A 15,780-nucleotide genomic window follows, 5' to 3' on the forward strand; every position below is an offset into this window, starting at 1 on the left:
CCGGGCGGGCTGTGTTTTCACACATCTCGCCCGTTTGTGTTAAGGGCGCAGGTCATGAGATTTCTGCGCCTCATGGACGAATAGAGGATTAAAGTGGCTCGTAAGACTCCTATTGAGCGCTACCGTAACATCGGTATTTCGGCTCACATTGACGCGGGTAAAACCACCACGACCGAGCGGATCCTGTTCTACACCGGTGTGAACCACAAGATCGGTGAAGTGCATGATGGCGCGGCCACCATGGACTGGATGGAGCAGGAGCAGGAGCGCGGCATCACCATCACGTCTGCTGCGACCACCGCCTTCTGGAAGGGCATGGGCGGCAACTACCCCGAGCACCGCTTCAACATCATCGACACCCCGGGCCACGTGGACTTCACCATCGAGGTGGAGCGTTCCATGCGCGTGCTGGACGGCGCGTGCATGGTGTACTGCGCAGTGGGTGGCGTGCAGCCGCAGTCGGAAACCGTCTGGCGTCAGGCCAACAAGTACAAGGTGCCGCGTCTGGCGTTCGTCAACAAGATGGACCGTACCGGCGCGAACTTCTTCAAGGTCTACGACCAGCTGAAGACCCGCCTGAAGGCCAACCCGGTGCCAGTCGTGGTGCCGATCGGCGCGGAAGACGGCTTCCAGGGCGTCGTCGATCTGCTGGAAATGAAGGCGATCGTTTGGGACGAAGCCAGCCAGGGCGTGAAGTTCGAATACCAGGACATCCCGGCCGAACTGCAAGCCACCGCTGACGAATGGCGCGAGAAGATGGTCGAGTCCGCCGCCGAAGCCAGCGAAGAGCTGATGGAAAAGTACCTGGGCGGCGAAGAGCTGACCCGCGCCGAGATCGTCAAGGCGCTGCGTGACCGTACCATCGCCTGCGAAATCCAGCCGATGCTGTGCGGCACCGCGTTCAAGAACAAGGGCGTGCAGCGTATGCTCGACGCCGTGATCGACTTCCTGCCGTCGCCGGTCGACATTCCGCCGGTTACGGGCACGGATGAGGACGACAGCGAGAAGAAGCTCGAGCGCAAGGCTGACGACACCGAAAAGTTCTCGGCACTGGCGTTCAAGATCATGACCGACCCGTTCGTGGGTCAGCTGATCTTCTTCCGCGTCTACTCGGGCAAGATCAACTCGGGCGACACCGTCTACAACCCGGTCAAGGGCAAGAAGGAACGCCTGGGCCGTATTCTGCAGATGCACGCCAACCAGCGCGAAGAAATCAAGGAAGTGCTGGCCGGCGACATCGCCGCGGCTGTGGGCCTGAAGGACGCCACCACGGGCGACACGCTGTGCGATCCGGCTGCCCCGATCGTGCTCGAGCGCATGGTGTTCCCGGAGCCGGTGATCTCGCAGGCTGTCGAGCCGAAGACCAAGGCTGACCAGGAAAAGATGGGCATCGCCCTGAACCGCCTGGCCGCTGAAGATCCGTCGTTCCGCGTGCGTACCGATGAAGAATCGGGCCAGACCATCATTTCGGGCATGGGCGAGCTCCACCTCGAAATTCTGGTCGACCGCATGAAGCGCGAATTCGGCGTGGAAGCCAACATCGGCGCGCCGCAGGTGGCCTACCGCGAAACCATTCGCAAGACGGCCGAAGGCGTCGAAGGCAAGTTCGTCAAGCAGTCGGGCGGCCGCGGCCAGTACGGTCACGCCGTGATTACGCTGGAACCGCAGGAGCCGGGCAAGGGCTTCGAGTTCATCGACGCCATCAAGGGCGGTGTGATTCCTCGCGAATACATCCCGGCCGTCGAAAAGGGTATCGTCGACACGCTGCCGAACGGTATTCTGGCCGGCTTCCCGGTGGTGGACGTGAAGGTCACGCTGACGTTCGGTTCGTACCACGACGTGGACTCGAACGAAAACGCGTTCCGCATGGCCGGCTCGATGGCTTTCAAGGAAGCCATGCGCAAGGCCAGCCCGGTTCTGCTCGAGCCGATGATGGCCGTGGAAGTGGAAACGCCGGAAGACTACACGGGTACCGTGATGGGCGACTTGTCGTCCCGCCGCGGCATCGTGCAGGGCATGGACGACATGGTGGGCGGCGGCAAGATCATCAAGGCCGAAGTCCCGCTGTCGGAAATGTTCGGTTATTCCACGGCGCTGCGCTCGGCCACGCAAGGCCGCGCCACGTACACCATGGAATTCAAGCACTACGCTGAGGCACCGAAGAACATCGCCGAAGCCGTGATGACGGCCAAGGGCAAGTAATTGGAAGTTTGCCGCCGCGCCTGCCGGTGCGGCGGCGCGATGAAACAACAAGACTGCATTCCTATCAGGAGCTAAAAAATGGCAAAGGAAAAGTTCGAGCGGACCAAGCCGCACGTGAACGTTGGTACGATTGGTCACGTTGACCACGGCAAGACCACGCTGACCGCAGCGATCGCCACGGTGCTGGCAGCGAAGTTCGGCGGTGCCGCCAAGAAGTACGACGAAATCGACGCAGCGCCGGAAGAGAAGGCACGCGGTATTACCATCAACACCGCCCACGTCGAGTACGAAACGGCCAACCGCCACTACGCGCACGTTGACTGCCCGGGCCACGCCGACTACGTGAAGAACATGATCACGGGGGCTGCCCAGATGGACGGCGCGATCCTGGTGTGCTCGGCCGCTGACGGCCCGATGCCGCAAACGCGCGAGCACATCCTGCTGGCCCGTCAGGTTGGCGTGCCGTACATCATCGTGTTCCTGAACAAGTGCGACATGGTGGACGACGCGGAACTGCTCGAGCTGGTCGAGATGGAAGTGCGCGAACTGCTGAGCAAGTACGAGTTCCCCGGCGACGACACCCCGATCATCAAGGGTTCGGCCAAGCTGGCGCTGGAAGGCGACAAGGGCGAACTGGGCGAAGTGGCCATCATGAACCTGGCCGACGCGCTGGACACCTACATCCCGACGCCGGAGCGTGCCGTTGACGGTACCTTCCTGATGCCGGTGGAAGACGTGTTCTCGATCTCGGGTCGCGGCACCGTGGTGACCGGCCGTATCGAGCGCGGCGTGATCAAGGTCGGCGAGGAAATCGAAATCGTCGGTATTCGCCCGACCGTGAAGACCACCTGCACCGGCGTGGAAATGTTCCGCAAGCTGCTGGACCAGGGCCAGGCTGGCGACAACGTCGGTCTGCTGCTGCGCGGCACCAAGCGTGAAGACGTCGAGCGCGGCCAGGTGCTGTGCAAGCCGGGTTCGATCAAGCCGCACACCCACTTCACCGGCGAGGTGTACATCCTGTCGAAGGACGAAGGCGGCCGCCACACCCCGTTCTTCAACAACTACCGCCCGCAGTTCTACTTCCGTACGACCGACGTGACTGGCTCGATCGAGCTGCCGGCGGACAAGGAAATGGTGATGCCGGGTGACAACGTGTCGATCACCGTCAAGCTGATCGCCCCGATCGCCATGGAAGAAGGTCTGCGCTTCGCCATCCGTGAAGGCGGTCGTACCGTCGGCGCCGGCGTCGTGGCAAAGATCCTCGACTAAGCAACTTCCTGGGACATGCCCGCGGGCATGTCCCCTTTGATCCGGGCACATTGCCCATCGCTCTTTTAAGGAAATATCATGCAGAACCAGAAGATCCGTATCCGCCTGAAGGCTTTCGACTACCGCCTGATCGACCAGTCGGCCGCCGAAATCGTGGATACCGCCAAGCGTACCGGCGCGATCGTCAAGGGTCCGGTGCCCCTGCCGACCCGCATCCAGCGCTTCGACATCCTGCGTTCGCCGCACGTCAACAAGACCAGCCGCGATCAGTTCGAGATCCGCACCCACCAGCGCCTGATGGACATCGTCGACCCTACCGACAAGACCGTCGACGCGCTGATGAAGCTCGACCTGCCGGCAGGCGTGGACGTCGAGATCAAGGTGTAATCATGCTTCGGGCCGCGCCAGCGGCCTGCTGCAGCAAAAACGGCGAACTTCGGTTCGCCGTTTTTGTTTTGTGGCTGAGGGGCGGACTTGCGCCGATCAGCCTTGCCCGCGCCGCCGCAACGTCTGCGCAGGGCATTCCCCGAACGCACGCCGATACTCCGCGCTGAATCGCCCCAGATGCGCAAAGCCCCAGCGCAGCGCGGCTTCGGTGACCGACGACAGCCTCCAGTCATTGAGCAGGTCATGCCGCACGCGTTCGAGTCGCACGGTACGCAGGTAGGCCATCGGACTCAAGCCGCGATGTTCGCGGAATCCTGCATACAGGCTGCGCAGGCTGACGCCTGCCACTTCCGCCAGCAATGCGGGAGTCAACGCCGCTTCTGCATGCGCATGGATGTACTCCTCCACGACTTTCACATGGCGTGGCGCCAGTGGCTTGCCGTGCTGCCGCAGCGCGTCGGTCAGGCTGTGCGGCTGGAAGGTCAGCAGCGTTCCAATCACAAGCTGTTCAAGCTGGCACAACGTCATGGGATGGCTCGCGGCCTCCGGCGCATGGTCGAGCATGTCGGCCAGGTACTGCACGAGTGATTGCCATCCGGCGCGGCGCCATGCCATGCCGAGCTGGAACCGCAGCGGCTGGTTCGGTCTGCGTCCCAGATACGCTGCGCACACGCGTTCCAGTGCACTGCGTTCGATGCGGACGATAAGCTGGTCGCAGTCCGCGCTCCAGCGCATGCGTAGCCCTTCGCTCGGCGTCAGGACCGAGGCGAGTTCAGGGTCCGAGAGGATGTGCTGCCCGCCGCAGTGAATGTCAGCCTGTCCTGCCACCGGCATCTGCACCAGCAGGAAGTCGCCGAGGGGGCCGGGGTCGATGGTCACGTCGCCGCCGTAGGCGAGCCGGTTGAACGAAACCGCACCCAGCGGAGCGTGATGCATGCGTGCATGCAGCGTGTTGCCATGCAGCGTGAGTCGGTGAGGCTTGAACACGGCGCCGACCGCCGCGCGCGTGGCATCGAGGTCGTCGGAATCGAACACCTGCCGTGCCGTGTCGTGAAGCAGGGCGCCTGCCAGCGGCGCCATGGCCGGGGCAGTGGGGGGCATCTGCAGCATGTCTCGCTCCTGGCGGGCCGGCCGGGACGCTGCCGCTTGCCGGGGAACCGCCACGGCTCAACGTGCGCGCCGCCTGATTCCGGCGACTGTCCGCATGCTGGCACGGTGCGTGGCGGCGGACTCGCTGCGCACCACTATAGCGGATTTGCTCCGGCAGCCTGCATGTGGCTTGAACAGGGACGCACTTTCCTGCACTAATCGGATAGTCGCTGCGTCAGGCGGCTAGTTTGCTGCAGTGCGGGTCTCCCATCATGAAGGCAAGGGCGGAGGCGCGCACGGCGGCCGTACCCACAGAACCTACAGGAGCAGAAGGCATGGGCCAGACCATCCAGATCCAGACTCAGGACGGCAGTTTCAGCGGCTATCTCGCCACCCCGGCGGCAGGCAAGGGCCCCGGCATCGTGTTGTGCCAGGAAATCTTCGGGGTCAACGCCACCATGAAGCAGGTGGCCGACTATTACGCCGAGGAAGGCTATACCGTGCTGGTGCCGGACCTGTTCTGGCGCATCGCGCCCGGGATCGAGCTGACCGACCGCGGCGAGGACTTCCAGCGCGCGCTCGGGCTGTACCAGCAGTTCGATGAAGACAAGGGGGTGCAGGACGTGGGCGCAGCCCTCGCCGCGCTCCGTCAACGGCCAGAATGCGTGGGGCAGACCGGCGTGCTGGGCTTCTGCCTGGGCGGAAAGCTGGCCTACCTGGCAGCGTGCCGGCTGCCGGACGTGGCTTGTGCCGTGGGGTACTACGGCGTAGGGATCGAACATGCCCTTGCCGAGGCGGCCAATATCCGCGGCCGGCTGGCGTTGCATATCGCCGAGTGCGATGGCTTCTGCCCGCCCGAGGCACAGGCGCAGATCCTTGAATCGCTGGGCGGACGGCCGGGCATCGAGCTCTACGTGTATCCGGGCATGGACCACGCGTTCGCGCGCGTTGGCGGCGAGCACTTCGACAAGGCTTCGGCGCTGATGGCACACCAGCGGTCCATCGCGGCGTATCGCTGCGAAATGGGCCCGCACTATGACTTCTCCGCGCTGTGGGACAAGCACTGCGAGTACGAATTCGCCACGCGCGATGTCGATGCCACCATGGCCACGATGGTGGCCGAGCCCTATGTGAACCACATCCCGACCATGACCGGCGGCGTCGGGTATCGACAGCTCAAGCGCTTCTACCAGCACCACTTCGTCCACAGCAATCCGCCGGACACGACGCTGATTCCGCTCTCGCGCACCATCGGTGCGAGCCAGGTGGTCGACGAGATGCTGTTCTGCTTTACCCACACCTGCGAAATCGACTGGATGCTGCCCGGCGTGCCGCCGACCGGCAAGCGCGTGGAGATCCCGCTGATTGCCATCGTCAAGTTCCGAGGCGACAAGCTCTACCACGAGCATATCTACTGGGACCAGGCCAGCGTGCTGGTGCAGATCGGCAAGCTCGATCCGAAGGGTTTGCCGGTGGCGGGTGTGGAGACGGCGCGCAAGCTGCTCGATGAAACGCAGCCCTCGAACACGCTGATGGCGCGCTGGAGCGAGAGCGAAGGCAAATGACGGCTTGCCGCCTGCGGCGGCCGGAAGCCGGGGTGGCCCGCAGAGGCCACCCGGCATTTCACGAGAGGAGACACCATCATGAAAGGCTTGCAGGGCAAAGTTGCAATCATCACGGGTGGCGCCACGCTGATCGGCGCCGGCGTCGCCCGCGCGTTCGCCGAGGCGGGTACGCGCGTGGCGATCCTCGATATCGATGCCGCCGGCGGTGAGCGCGTCGCGGCGGCGCTGGGGCCGATGGCCATGTTCGTTCCCGCGGACATTACGCAGGATGAACAGATCCGCGATGCTGTGACACAGGTGGCCAGCCACTTCGGCGGTGTGGATTTCCTTGTGAACCTGGCCTGCACCTACCTCGATGACGGCTTCCGTTCCACGCGTGCCGACTGGCTCGCGGCGCTCGACGTGAACGTGGTCTCGGGTGTGATGCTCGCGCAGGCCGTGCACCCGCATATGCGTGCGCGCGGCGGCGGGGCCATTGTCAATTTCACCAGCATCTCGGCGAGGGTCGCGCAGACGGGGCGATGGCTCTACCCGGTCTCGAAGGCCGCCATGGCGCAGCTCACGCGCAGCATGGCGATGGATCTTGCGCCGGACCGCATCCGCGTCAACGCTGTGTCGCCGGGCTGGACCTGGTGCCGGCTGATGGACGAGGTCAGCGGCGGCAATCGCGCCCGCACCGATGCCGTGGCGGCGCCGTTCCACCTGCTCGGCCGCGTCGGCGAGCCGGACGAGGTCGCGCAGGTCGTGCTGTTCCTGTGCTCGGACCACGCCAGCTTCGTTACCGGCGCGGACTATGCCGTCGACGGCGGCTACTCCGCGATGGGCCCCGAACAGAACGTACCCGCCATCGGCAAGCTCGAGGGCTGAGCCGCCATACCGAACACAGACCACGGAGACAACCATGAGCCAACGCATTGCCATCGTCGGTGCCGGCCAGTCGGGTTTGCAGATGGCCCTGGGCCTGCAGGCCAGGGGCTATCGTGTGACGTTGCTGTCCAACCGCACCCCGAACCAGATCCGCGCGGGCAAGGTGATGTCCAGCCAGTGCATGTTCGACCGCGCGCTGCAGACCGAGCGCGATCTCGATCTCAACTGGTGGGAGGACGCGTGCCCGCCGGTGGAAGGCATCGGCCTGGCCGTACCACATCCCGAACAGGCGGGCGCAAAGGTGATCGACTGGGCCGCGCGGCTGGATCGTCCTGCGCAGGCAGTCGACCAGCGCCTGAAGATGCCGGCATGGATGGAAGCATTCGCCGACCGCGGCGGCGACCTGCGCATTGTCGATGTCGGCGTGGATGAGCTCGAGGCGCTGACACAGGAGCACGACCTCGTGCTGCTTGCGGCGGGCAAGGGCGAGATCGTCAGCCGCTTCGAGCGGGATGCCGCGCGCAGTCCGTTCAGCGCGCCGCAGCGCGCGCTGGCGCTGACCTACGTGACCGGCATGGTGCCGCGCACGCCGTTCTCGCGGGTCTGCTTCAACCTGATCCCGGGCGTGGGCGAGTACTTCGTGTTCCCTGCGCTTACGCTGTCCGGCCCGTGCGAGATCATGGTGTTCGAGGGTATTCCCGGCGGTCCCATGGATCGCTGGTCCGACGCGCGCACGCCGGAAGCGCACCTCGAGGAAAGCCTGCGGATCCTGCGTACCTACCTGCCGTGGGAAGCGGCGCGCTGCGATAGCGTGGCGCTGACGGACGCCAACAGCATCCTGTCGGGCCGCTTCGCGCCCACGGTGCGCAAGCCGGTGCTGACGCTGCCGTCCGGCCGGCAGGTATTCGGCATGGCGGACGCCGTGGTCGTCAACGACCCCATCACAGGACAAGGTTCGAATAACGCGGCCAAGTGCTGCAAGGTCTATCTCGACGCGATCCTCGCGCATGGCGACCCTCCGTTCGATGCGGCGTGGATGACGGCCACGTTCGAGCGGTACTGGCAGTATGCGAGCAATGTGGTGACCTGGACCAATTCGCTGCTGACGCCACCGCCGCCCCATATCCTTGGGCTGCTCGGCGCCGCGGGCCAGTCACCGGCGCTGGCCAGCCGCATTGCCAACGGATTCGACAATCCGCCCGACTTCTTTCCCTGGTGGATCGACCCGGCAGCGTGCCAGCAGCTGATCGACCAGCAACTGGCCAAGGCAGCGTGACATGGGGGCCGGCATGGAAACCATGAAGCCGCCGCCCGGCGTGGCCGACCCGCGCAGCCTGCGCCGGGTGTGCGGGCGCTTCGCGACCGGCGTGGCGGTGATCGGCGCGTGCGCGCCGCAGGGCAGGGCGGTTGGCCTGACCGTGAACTCCTTCGCGTCGCTGTCGCTGGAGCCGCCGCTGATCGTGTGGAGCCTGGCCCGGCATTCTCCCAATGCCGCGCTGTTCACGCCGGGCGCTCCGTTCGGCGTGAACATCCTGCGCGCCGGCCAGGGTGAACTGGCGCGCCGCTTCGCCACGCCGCAGGCTGACAAGTTCGCGGGCGTACCGCATTGGCGCTGCCCGCATGGGGTGCCTTATCTTGATGAGGCCTTGGCCCGGCTCTCGTGCCGTGTCGAACGCGCCGATCCGGCCGGCGATCATTTGCTGATCGTTGGGGCCGTCGAAGATCTTGCCGCGTCCGACGGTGAGCCGCTGGTGTTCTACGGCGGTGATTTCGTCCGCGTTGCGGCATGATCCGGGTACTTCGGCGGCCATCGCGCCGCCGCAAGTCGGCTTTTCGCCGCAATTTCGCCGAATTCCATTGCCGCCCGCGCGATCCCCCGCGGAATTCGGCAATTCAGCTTGCCCTTCCAAAAGGGCTGCGTTATAGTGTAAGGCTACCCGTGTATCCGGGTAGATGGGTTGGCCGTTTTGGCCATGCGCAGTCCTCTTCAGCGCGCCCAATCGCGTGCAAACGCAAACCGCGCATCAGCGCAAACACAGTTTTCGTGTATCAATCAGCCCCGGCCAATCGCAGCTGGGAATGGAGCAAACCATGAGCCTTGGCCTTGTAGGTCGCAAGGTTGGCATGACCCGTATTTTCACGGACGACGGTGATTCGATTCCCGTTACCGTGGTCGAGGTCGGCGACAACCGCGTGACGCAAATCAAGACGGACGAGACCGACGGTTACACCGCGGTTCAAGTCACCTTCGGCGCCCGACGCGCAAGCCGCGTCACCAAGCCGCTGGCGGGTCACCTCGCCAAAGCCGGCGTGGAAGCCGGCGAAATCATCCGCGAATTCCGTATCGATGCAGCCAAGGCTGCTGAACTGCAAGCTGGCGGTTCGCTATCGGTCGACCTGTTCGAAGTCGGTCAGAAGATCGACGTGCAGGGCGTGACCATCGGTAAGGGCTACGCCGGTACCATCAAGCGCTATCACTTCGCCTCCGGCCGTGCCACCCACGGTAACTCGCGCTCGCACAACGTGCCGGGCTCGATCGGTATGGCGCAGGATCCGGGCCGCGTGTTCCCGGGTAAGCGCATGACCGGTCACCTGGGCGATGTCACCCGCACCGTGCAGAACCTGGAAATCGCCAAGATCGACGCAGAGCGCAAGCTGCTGCTGGTCAAGGGTGCGATCCCCGGCTCCAAGGGCGGCAAGGTCATCGTTACCCCGGCCGTCAAGGCCAAAGCCAAAGCTTAAGGAGCGGAAGCAATGGAACTCAAGCTCCTCCAGGACAATGGCCAGATCGGTGCAGGCGTAGCTGCTTCGCCCGAAGTGTTCGGCCGTGACTACAACGAGGCCCTCGTTCACCAGATCGTCGTCGCTTACCAGGCGAACGCTCGCAGCGGTAACCGTAAGCAGAAGGATCGTGAAGAGGTCAAGCACACGACCAAGAAGCCGTGGCGCCAGAAGGGTACGGGCCGTGCTCGTGCCGGTATGTCTTCCTCGCCGCTGTGGCGCGGGGGCGGCCGTATCTTCCCGAATTCGCCGGAAGAGAACTTCACCCAGAAGGTCAACAAGAAGATGTTCCGTGCCGGCATGCGCTCGATTTACTCGCAGCTCGCACGTGAAGGCCGTATCAATGTGGTGGACGGTTTCACCGTCGACGCGCCCAAGACCAAGCTCTTGGCCGACAAGTTCAAGGCCATGGGCCTGGACTCGGTGCTGATCATCACCGACAGCCTCGACGAAAACCTCTACCTGGCTTCGCGCAACCTGCCCCACGTGGCAGTTGTCGAGCCGCGCCAGGCTGACCCGCTGTCGCTCGTGCACTACAAGAAGGTGCTGGTGACCAAGGCGGCCGTCGCGCAGATCGAGGAGTTGCTGAAATGACGCAAGTAGCCAAGAACGATCATCGTTTGATGCAGGTGCTGCTCGCGCCGGTGGTTTCCGAAAAGGCAACCCTGGTCGCCGACAAGAATGAACAGGTCGTGTTCGAAGTGGCTCGCGATGCCAACAAGGCAGAAGTGAAGGCCGCCGTCGAACTGCTGTTCAAGGTCGAGGTGCAGTCCGTTCAGATCCTGAACCAGAAGGGCAAGCAAAAGCGCTTTGGCCGTTTCATGGGGCGTCGCAACCACGTGAAGAAGGCCTACGTTTCGCTGAAGCCGGGTCAGGAAATCAATTTTGAAGCGGAGGCCAAGTAATCATGGCACTCGTCAAGACCAAGCCGACTTCCCCGGGTCGTCGCTCGATGGTGAAGGTGGTCAACAAGGACCTTCACAAGGGCGCTCCCCACGCTCCGCTGCTGGAAAAGCAATTCCAGAAGTCGGGCCGTAACAACAACGGTCATATCACCACCCGCCACAAGGGCGGTGGTCATAAGCACCACTACCGCGTGATCGACTTCAAGCGCAACGACAAGGACGGCATCGCCGCCAAGGTCGAGCGCCTGGAATACGATCCGAACCGCAGCGCGAACATCGCGCTGGTGCTGTTCGCCGACGGCGAGCGCCGCTACATCATCGCCACCAAGGGCATGGTTGCTGGCCAGGCGTTGCTGAACGGTGCTGAAGCCCCGATCAAGGCTGGCAACAACCTGCCGATCCGCAACATTCCGGTTGGTACCACGATCAACAACGTGGAAATCCTGCCGGGCAAGGGTGCCCAGATCGCTCGTGCCGCTGGCGGTTCCGCCGTGCTGCTGGCTCGTGAAGGCCTGTACGCTCAGGTTCGTCTGCGTTCCGGCGAAGTGCGCCGCGTGCACATCGAGTGCCGCGCCACCGTCGGTGAAGTGGGCAACGAAGAGCATAGCCTGCGCGTGATTGGCAAGGCCGGTGCAACCCGCTGGCGCGGTATCCGCCCGACCGTCCGTGGTGTCGTCATGAACCCGGTCGACCACCCGCACGGTGGTGGTGAGGGCAAGACCGCTGCTGGCCGCGATCCGGTGTCGCCGTGGGGTACCCCGACGAAGGGCTACCGCACCCGCAGCAACAAGCGCACGGACAGCATGATCGTCCAGAAGCGCCACAAGCGTTAATCGGTAGGTAGGAGCTAAAGATATGACTCGTTCCGCAAAAAAGGGTCCGTTCTGCGACGCCCACCTGCTGAAGAAGGTGGAAGCGGCCGTAGGCGGCAAGGACAAGAAGCCCATCAAGACGTGGTCGCGCCGCTCGACCATCATGCCGGAATTCATCGGCCTGACGATCGCCGTGCACAACGGCCGTCAACACGTGCCGGTGTATGTCACGGAAAACATGGTTGGCCACAAGCTCGGCGAATTTGCGCTCACCCGCACGTTCAAGGGCCACGCGGCTGACAAGAAAGCGAAGAGGTAAGGTGCCATCATGGAAGTGAAAGCGATTCATCGCGGTGCCCGCATCTCCGCCCAGAAGACGCGCCTGGTCGCTGACCAGATCCGTGGTCTGCCGATCGAGCGCGCGCTCAATGTCCTGGCGTTCAGCCCGAAAAAGGCTGCCGGGATCGTGAAGAAGGTGGTCGAATCGGCCATCGCCAACGCCGAGCACAACGAAGGCGCCGATATCGACGAACTGAAGGTCAAATCGATCTACGTCGACAAGGCGACCTCGCTCAAGCGCTTCACCGCACGGGCGAAGGGCCGCGGCAACCGCATCGAGAAACAAACTTGTCACATCACTGTGACGCTCGGCAACTAAGGAGTCACGATGGGACAGAAGATTCATCCGACTGGCTTCCGTCTGGCCGTCAGCCGTAACTGGGCTTCGCGTTGGTACGCCAACAACACGAAGTTTGCCGGCATGCTGAAGGAAGACATCGAAGTTCGGGACTTCCTGAAGAAGAAGCTGAAGAACGCATCGGTTGGCCGCGTGGTCATCGAGCGTCCCGCCCGCAATGCCCGTATCACCATTTACAGCTCGCGTCCGGGCGTGGTGATCGGCAAGAAGGGTGAGGACATCGAACTGCTGAAGGCTGAGCTGCAGCGTCGCATGGGCGTGCCCGTGCACGTGAACATCGAGGAAATCCGCAAGCCGGAAACCGATGCTCAGCTGATCGCCGATTCGATCACCCAGCAGCTCGAGCGCCGCATCATGTTCCGCCGCGCCATGAAGCGCGCGATGCAGAACGCGATGCGCCTGGGTGCACAGGGCATCAAGATCATGAGCTCGGGCCGTCTGAACGGTATCGAAATTGCACGTACCGAGTGGTACCGCGAAGGCCGTGTGCCCCTGCACACCCTGCGCGCCGACATCGACTACGGCTTCTCCGAAGCAGAAACCACCTACGGCATCATCGGTGTCAAGGTGTGGGTCTACAAGGGTGATCACCTCGGCCGCAACGAAGCGCCGGTGGTGGAAGAGCCGCAAGACGACCGTCGTCGTCGTCCGGGTCGTCCGGAAGGCCGCCGCCGTGAAGGCGAAGGCCGTCCGGGTGGCAACCGCCGCGGCGGTGCCGGTGCCGGTCGCCGCGCTGCGCCTGGCGCAGATGGGAAGAGTGGAGAATAACGATGCTGCAACCTAAGCGCAGAAAGTACCGCAAGGAGCAGAAAGGCCGCAACACGGGTAAGGCTACCCGTGGCAACGCCGTGTCTTTCGGCGAATTCGGCCTGAAGGCAATGGGCCGTGGCCGCCTGACGGCTCGTCAGATCGAGTCGGCACGTCGTGCGATGACCCGCCACATCAAGCGTGGCGGCCGCATCTGGATCCGGATCTTCCCGGACAAGCCGATCTCGAAGAAGCCCGCTGAAGTCCGTATGGGTAACGGCAAGGGCAATCCGGAGTACTACGTGGCTGAAATCCAGCCGGGCAAGATGCTCTACGAGATGGATGGTGTGAGCGAAGATCTGGCGCGTGAGGCGTTCCGCCTCGCGGCTGCCAAGCTGCCGATCGCCACCAATTTCGTGGTGCGCCAGGTCGGGACGTAAGGAGAGCAGGGATGAAAGCATCCGAACTTCGCGGCAAGGACGCCGCAGGCCTGAACCAGGAGCTCTCCGAGCTGCTGAAGGCCCAATTTAGCCTGCGCATGCAAAAGGCGACCCAACAGCTGCAGAACACCAGCCAGCTGAAGAAGGTTCGCAAGGACATCGCGCGAGTGCAAACCGTGCTGACTGAGAAGGCGAACGCGAAATGACTGAAGCTGCAAAAACGGAAACGTCGCTTCGCCGCACCCTCGTCGGTCGTGTGGTAAGCGACAAGATGGACAAGACCGTGACGGTCTTGGTTGAAAACCGCGTTAAGCATCCCCTGTACGGCAAGTACGTGCTGCGTTCCAAGAAGTACCACGCACACGACGAAGCCAACCAGTACAAGGAAGGCGACAAGGTCGAAATCCAGGAAGGCCGTCCGCTGTCGCGGACCAAGTCCTGGGTGGTTTCCCGGCTGGTAGAGGCTGCACGCGTCATCTAAGAACAACACGTTCTTAGCTTGACTTGCAAGTCCAGGATTATGTAGCTATAATCCTGGACTTCCGCTTTATTGCGTTCGCCTTAGTTGTACCACCCGGGCGGGCCTGTTGAGCGAGCCAGGGCCAGGTTGTTCCGACGTCTGTCGGGGATGCCGGGTTCCTACCGACTCAAAGTTGATCAACCCATACGGAACTGGCGCAAAGCCGGGGCCTACGGGACCAAGACTGACCGACGGGCATTTTTTGCGCCTGACGGATTAAGTTGGGAAGACAAACACCATGATTCAGACAGAAAGCCGGCTCGAAGTGGCCGATAACACTGGTGCGCGCGAAGTGCTGTGCATCAAAGTGCTGGGTGGGTCCAAGCGCCGCTACGCGAGCGTAGGCGACATCATCAAGGTGACCGTCAAGGACGCAGCGCCTCGCGGTCGCGTGAAGAAGGGCGACATCTACAACGCCGTGGTTGTGCGTACCGCCAAGGGCGTGCGCCGTGCGGACGGTTCGCTCGTCAAGTTCGACGGCAATGCCGCCGTCCTGCTGAACAACAAGCTCGAGCCGATCGGCACCCGTATCTTCGGGCCGGTGACTCGTGAACTCCGTACCGAGCGCTTCATGAAGATCGTGTCGCTCGCTCCGGAAGTGCTGTAAGGAGCCGCCATGAACAAGATTCGCAAAGGCGACGAAGTCATCGTCCTGACCGGCAAAGACAAGGGCAAGCGCGGTACCGTGCAAGCCGTGCTCGGCGACAAGGTTGCAGTGGAAGGCGTGAACGTTGCCAAGAAGCACGCTCGCCCGAACCCGATGCTGGGCACCACTGGTGGTGTGGTCGACAAGGTCATGCCGCTGCATATTTCCAACGTTGCGCTCGTGGATGCCAATGGCAAGCCGTCGCGCGTCGGCATCAAGGTGGAAGACGGCAAGCGCGTGCGCGTGCTGAAGACCACCGGCGCCGTCGTGGCAGCTTGATTCTGGGCACGTTTAGGAGTTGAGCATGGCAGCACGTCTGCAAGAGTTCTACAAAGAAAAGGTTGTGCCGAAGCTGATCGAGCAGTTCGGCTACAAGTCGGTCATGGAAGTGCCGCGCATTACCAAGATCACCCTGAACATGGGTCTTGGCGAAGCGATCAATGACAAGAAGATCATTGAAAACGCTGTCGGCGACCTGACCAAGATCGCTGGCCAGAAGCCCGTGGTGACGAAGGCCAAGAAGGCCATCGCCGGCTTCAAGATCCGCCAGGGCTACCCCATCGGTGCGATGGTGACCCTGCGTGGCGAGCGCATGTTCGAATTCCTCGATCGTTTCGTCACCGTGGCCCTGCCGCGCGTGCGTGACTTCCGTGGTGTGTCGGGCCGTTCGTTTGACGGTCGCGGCAACTACAACATCGGTGTGAAAGAGCAGATCATTTTCCCCGAAATCGAGTACGACAAGATCGACGCACTGCGTGGTCTGAACATCAGCATCACGACGACGGCAAAGAACGACGAGGAAGCCAAGGCACTCCTCGGTGCGTTCAAGTTCCCGTTCCGCAATTAAGGGGTA

Annotated in this window: 21 protein-coding genes; 20 read left to right on the forward strand and 1 reads right to left on the reverse strand. The window is 63.1% G+C overall.

All coding sequences use genetic code 11. From position 1 onward, the window contains the following. The first annotated feature begins 93 nt into the window (after positions 1-93). From fusA to rpsJ, 3 genes are all read left to right on the forward strand, one after another. Complete coding sequence (gene fusA / locus LDO29_RS19230) at positions 94-2,202, forward strand: elongation factor G (protein ID WP_224081388.1); 2,109 nt, start codon at positions 94-96, stop codon at positions 2,200-2,202. A gap of 78 nt (positions 2,203-2,280) precedes the next feature. Further along, on the forward strand, positions 2,281-3,471 hold the full coding sequence (gene tuf, locus LDO29_RS19235) for an elongation factor Tu (protein ID WP_011299314.1): 1,191 nt from the start codon (positions 2,281-2,283) through the stop codon (positions 3,469-3,471). 78 nt (positions 3,472-3,549) lie between these two features. Beyond that, positions 3,550-3,858, forward strand: a complete 309-nt coding sequence (gene rpsJ / locus LDO29_RS19240; protein ID WP_006160488.1) for a 30S ribosomal protein S10 — start codon at positions 3,550-3,552, stop codon at positions 3,856-3,858. Positions 3,859-3,954: 96 nt separating this feature from the next. Here the strand turns inward: rpsJ and LDO29_RS19245 are convergent, their stop codons facing one another. Next, entirely contained in the window at positions 3,955-4,968 is a 1,014-nt protein-coding gene (locus LDO29_RS19245) for an AraC family transcriptional regulator (protein WP_224081389.1), read from the reverse strand. 314 nt (positions 4,969-5,282) lie between these two features. Between LDO29_RS19245 and LDO29_RS19250 the strand changes: the two genes are divergently transcribed. From LDO29_RS19250 to rplE, 17 genes are all read left to right on the forward strand, one after another. Continuing rightward, a complete protein-coding gene (locus LDO29_RS19250; protein ID WP_224081390.1) occupies positions 5,283-6,512 on the forward strand; it encodes a dienelactone hydrolase family protein in 1,230 nt (409 codons plus the stop codon). Between the two features lie 78 nt (positions 6,513-6,590). Then, positions 6,591-7,379: an SDR family oxidoreductase gene (locus LDO29_RS19255; RefSeq protein ID WP_224081391.1), complete on the forward strand. Its 789-nt coding sequence runs from the start codon at positions 6,591-6,593 to the stop codon at positions 7,377-7,379. A gap of 34 nt (positions 7,380-7,413) precedes the next feature. After that, complete coding sequence (locus LDO29_RS19260) at positions 7,414-8,655, forward strand: styrene monooxygenase/indole monooxygenase family protein (RefSeq protein WP_224081392.1); 1,242 nt, start codon at positions 7,414-7,416, stop codon at positions 8,653-8,655. Between the two features lie 13 nt (positions 8,656-8,668). Next, positions 8,669-9,169, forward strand: a complete 501-nt coding sequence (locus LDO29_RS19265) for a flavin reductase family protein (RefSeq protein ID WP_224081393.1) — start codon at positions 8,669-8,671, stop codon at positions 9,167-9,169. Positions 9,170-9,470: 301 nt separating this feature from the next. Next, positions 9,471-10,121 (forward strand): 50S ribosomal protein L3, encoded by a 651-nt coding sequence (rplC, locus tag LDO29_RS19270; RefSeq protein WP_224081394.1) that lies wholly within the window; start codon positions 9,471-9,473, stop codon positions 10,119-10,121. Positions 10,122-10,133: 12 nt separating this feature from the next. Continuing rightward, positions 10,134-10,754, forward strand: coding sequence for a 50S ribosomal protein L4 (gene rplD / locus LDO29_RS19275; protein WP_092299449.1), 621 nt, complete (start codon positions 10,134-10,136; stop codon positions 10,752-10,754). After that, positions 10,751-11,065 (forward strand): 50S ribosomal protein L23, encoded by a 315-nt coding sequence (gene rplW, locus LDO29_RS19280; RefSeq protein ID WP_006576245.1) that lies wholly within the window; start codon positions 10,751-10,753, stop codon positions 11,063-11,065. The genes rplD and rplW overlap by 4 nt, the downstream gene beginning before the upstream one ends. Positions 11,066-11,067: 2 nt before the next feature. Then, complete coding sequence (gene rplB / locus LDO29_RS19285; RefSeq protein WP_224081395.1) at positions 11,068-11,898, forward strand: 50S ribosomal protein L2; 831 nt, start codon at positions 11,068-11,070, stop codon at positions 11,896-11,898. Between the two features lie 22 nt (positions 11,899-11,920). Further along, positions 11,921-12,196, forward strand: a complete 276-nt coding sequence (rpsS, locus tag LDO29_RS19290; protein WP_011299309.1) for a 30S ribosomal protein S19 — start codon at positions 11,921-11,923, stop codon at positions 12,194-12,196. A gap of 9 nt (positions 12,197-12,205) precedes the next feature. After that, positions 12,206-12,535: a 50S ribosomal protein L22 gene (rplV, locus tag LDO29_RS19295; protein WP_224081396.1), complete on the forward strand. Its 330-nt coding sequence runs from the start codon at positions 12,206-12,208 to the stop codon at positions 12,533-12,535. A gap of 9 nt (positions 12,536-12,544) precedes the next feature. Then, positions 12,545-13,342: a 30S ribosomal protein S3 gene (gene rpsC / locus LDO29_RS19300; RefSeq protein ID WP_224081397.1), complete on the forward strand. Its 798-nt coding sequence runs from the start codon at positions 12,545-12,547 to the stop codon at positions 13,340-13,342. Positions 13,343-13,344: 2 nt separating this feature from the next. Next, entirely contained in the window at positions 13,345-13,761 is a 417-nt protein-coding gene (gene rplP / locus LDO29_RS19305; protein ID WP_010812391.1) for a 50S ribosomal protein L16, read from the forward strand. 11 nt (positions 13,762-13,772) lie between these two features. After that, the gene (gene rpmC, locus LDO29_RS19310) at positions 13,773-13,967 is read left to right on the forward strand and encodes a 50S ribosomal protein L29 (RefSeq protein WP_008642937.1); all 195 of its coding nucleotides are present in this window, start codon (positions 13,773-13,775) and stop codon (positions 13,965-13,967) included. Beyond that, a complete protein-coding gene (gene rpsQ / locus LDO29_RS19315) occupies positions 13,964-14,242 on the forward strand; it encodes a 30S ribosomal protein S17 (RefSeq protein WP_011299307.1) in 279 nt (92 codons plus the stop codon). Before rpmC ends, rpsQ begins: the two co-directional genes overlap by 4 nt. A 277-nt stretch (positions 14,243-14,519) precedes the next feature. Continuing rightward, positions 14,520-14,888 carry a 50S ribosomal protein L14 gene (gene rplN / locus LDO29_RS19320; RefSeq protein ID WP_006576237.1) on the forward strand — a complete coding sequence of 123 codons (369 nt, stop codon included), beginning with the start codon at positions 14,520-14,522 and terminating at the stop codon, positions 14,886-14,888. A 9-nt stretch (positions 14,889-14,897) separates the two neighbouring features. Then, entirely contained in the window at positions 14,898-15,206 is a 309-nt protein-coding gene (gene rplX, locus LDO29_RS19325) for a 50S ribosomal protein L24 (RefSeq protein ID WP_011299306.1), read from the forward strand. A 25-nt stretch (positions 15,207-15,231) separates the two neighbouring features. Further along, positions 15,232-15,774, forward strand: coding sequence for a 50S ribosomal protein L5 (gene rplE, locus LDO29_RS19330; RefSeq protein WP_011299305.1), 543 nt, complete (start codon positions 15,232-15,234; stop codon positions 15,772-15,774). The last annotated feature ends 6 nt before the right edge of the window (positions 15,775-15,780 follow it).

Source organism: Cupriavidus laharis, assembly GCF_914271435.1.
Lineage (GTDB): Bacteria > Pseudomonadota > Gammaproteobacteria > Burkholderiales > Burkholderiaceae > Cupriavidus > Cupriavidus laharis.

Bases quoted from the DNA above. Each gene is read 5' to 3' on its own strand.
- tuf (WP_011299314.1), top strand. From the start codon at position 2,281: ATGGCAAAGGAAAAGTTCGAGCGGACCAAGCCGCACGTGAACGTTGGT.
- rpsJ (WP_006160488.1), top strand. From the start codon at position 3,550: ATGCAGAACCAGAAGATCCGTATCCGCCTGAAGGCTTTCGACTACCGC.
- LDO29_RS19245 (WP_224081389.1), bottom strand. From the start codon at position 4,968: ATGCTGCAGATGCCCCCCACTGCCCCGGCCATGGCGCCGCTGGCAGGC.
- LDO29_RS19250 (WP_224081390.1), top strand. From the start codon at position 5,283: ATGGGCCAGACCATCCAGATCCAGACTCAGGACGGCAGTTTCAGCGGC.
- LDO29_RS19255 (WP_224081391.1), top strand. From the start codon at position 6,591: ATGAAAGGCTTGCAGGGCAAAGTTGCAATCATCACGGGTGGCGCCACG.
- LDO29_RS19260 (WP_224081392.1), top strand. From the start codon at position 7,414: ATGAGCCAACGCATTGCCATCGTCGGTGCCGGCCAGTCGGGTTTGCAG.
- LDO29_RS19265 (WP_224081393.1), top strand. From the start codon at position 8,669: ATGGAAACCATGAAGCCGCCGCCCGGCGTGGCCGACCCGCGCAGCCTG.
- rplC (WP_224081394.1), top strand. From the start codon at position 9,471: ATGAGCCTTGGCCTTGTAGGTCGCAAGGTTGGCATGACCCGTATTTTC.
- rplD (WP_092299449.1), top strand. From the start codon at position 10,134: ATGGAACTCAAGCTCCTCCAGGACAATGGCCAGATCGGTGCAGGCGTA.
- rplW (WP_006576245.1), top strand. From the start codon at position 10,751: ATGACGCAAGTAGCCAAGAACGATCATCGTTTGATGCAGGTGCTGCTC.
- rplB (WP_224081395.1), top strand. From the start codon at position 11,068: ATGGCACTCGTCAAGACCAAGCCGACTTCCCCGGGTCGTCGCTCGATG.
- rpsS (WP_011299309.1), top strand. From the start codon at position 11,921: ATGACTCGTTCCGCAAAAAAGGGTCCGTTCTGCGACGCCCACCTGCTG.
- rplV (WP_224081396.1), top strand. From the start codon at position 12,206: ATGGAAGTGAAAGCGATTCATCGCGGTGCCCGCATCTCCGCCCAGAAG.
- rpsC (WP_224081397.1), top strand. From the start codon at position 12,545: ATGGGACAGAAGATTCATCCGACTGGCTTCCGTCTGGCCGTCAGCCGT.
- rplP (WP_010812391.1), top strand. From the start codon at position 13,345: ATGCTGCAACCTAAGCGCAGAAAGTACCGCAAGGAGCAGAAAGGCCGC.
- rpmC (WP_008642937.1), top strand. From the start codon at position 13,773: ATGAAAGCATCCGAACTTCGCGGCAAGGACGCCGCAGGCCTGAACCAG.
- rpsQ (WP_011299307.1), top strand. From the start codon at position 13,964: ATGACTGAAGCTGCAAAAACGGAAACGTCGCTTCGCCGCACCCTCGTC.
- rplN (WP_006576237.1), top strand. From the start codon at position 14,520: ATGATTCAGACAGAAAGCCGGCTCGAAGTGGCCGATAACACTGGTGCG.
- rplX (WP_011299306.1), top strand. From the start codon at position 14,898: ATGAACAAGATTCGCAAAGGCGACGAAGTCATCGTCCTGACCGGCAAA.
- rplE (WP_011299305.1), top strand. From the start codon at position 15,232: ATGGCAGCACGTCTGCAAGAGTTCTACAAAGAAAAGGTTGTGCCGAAG.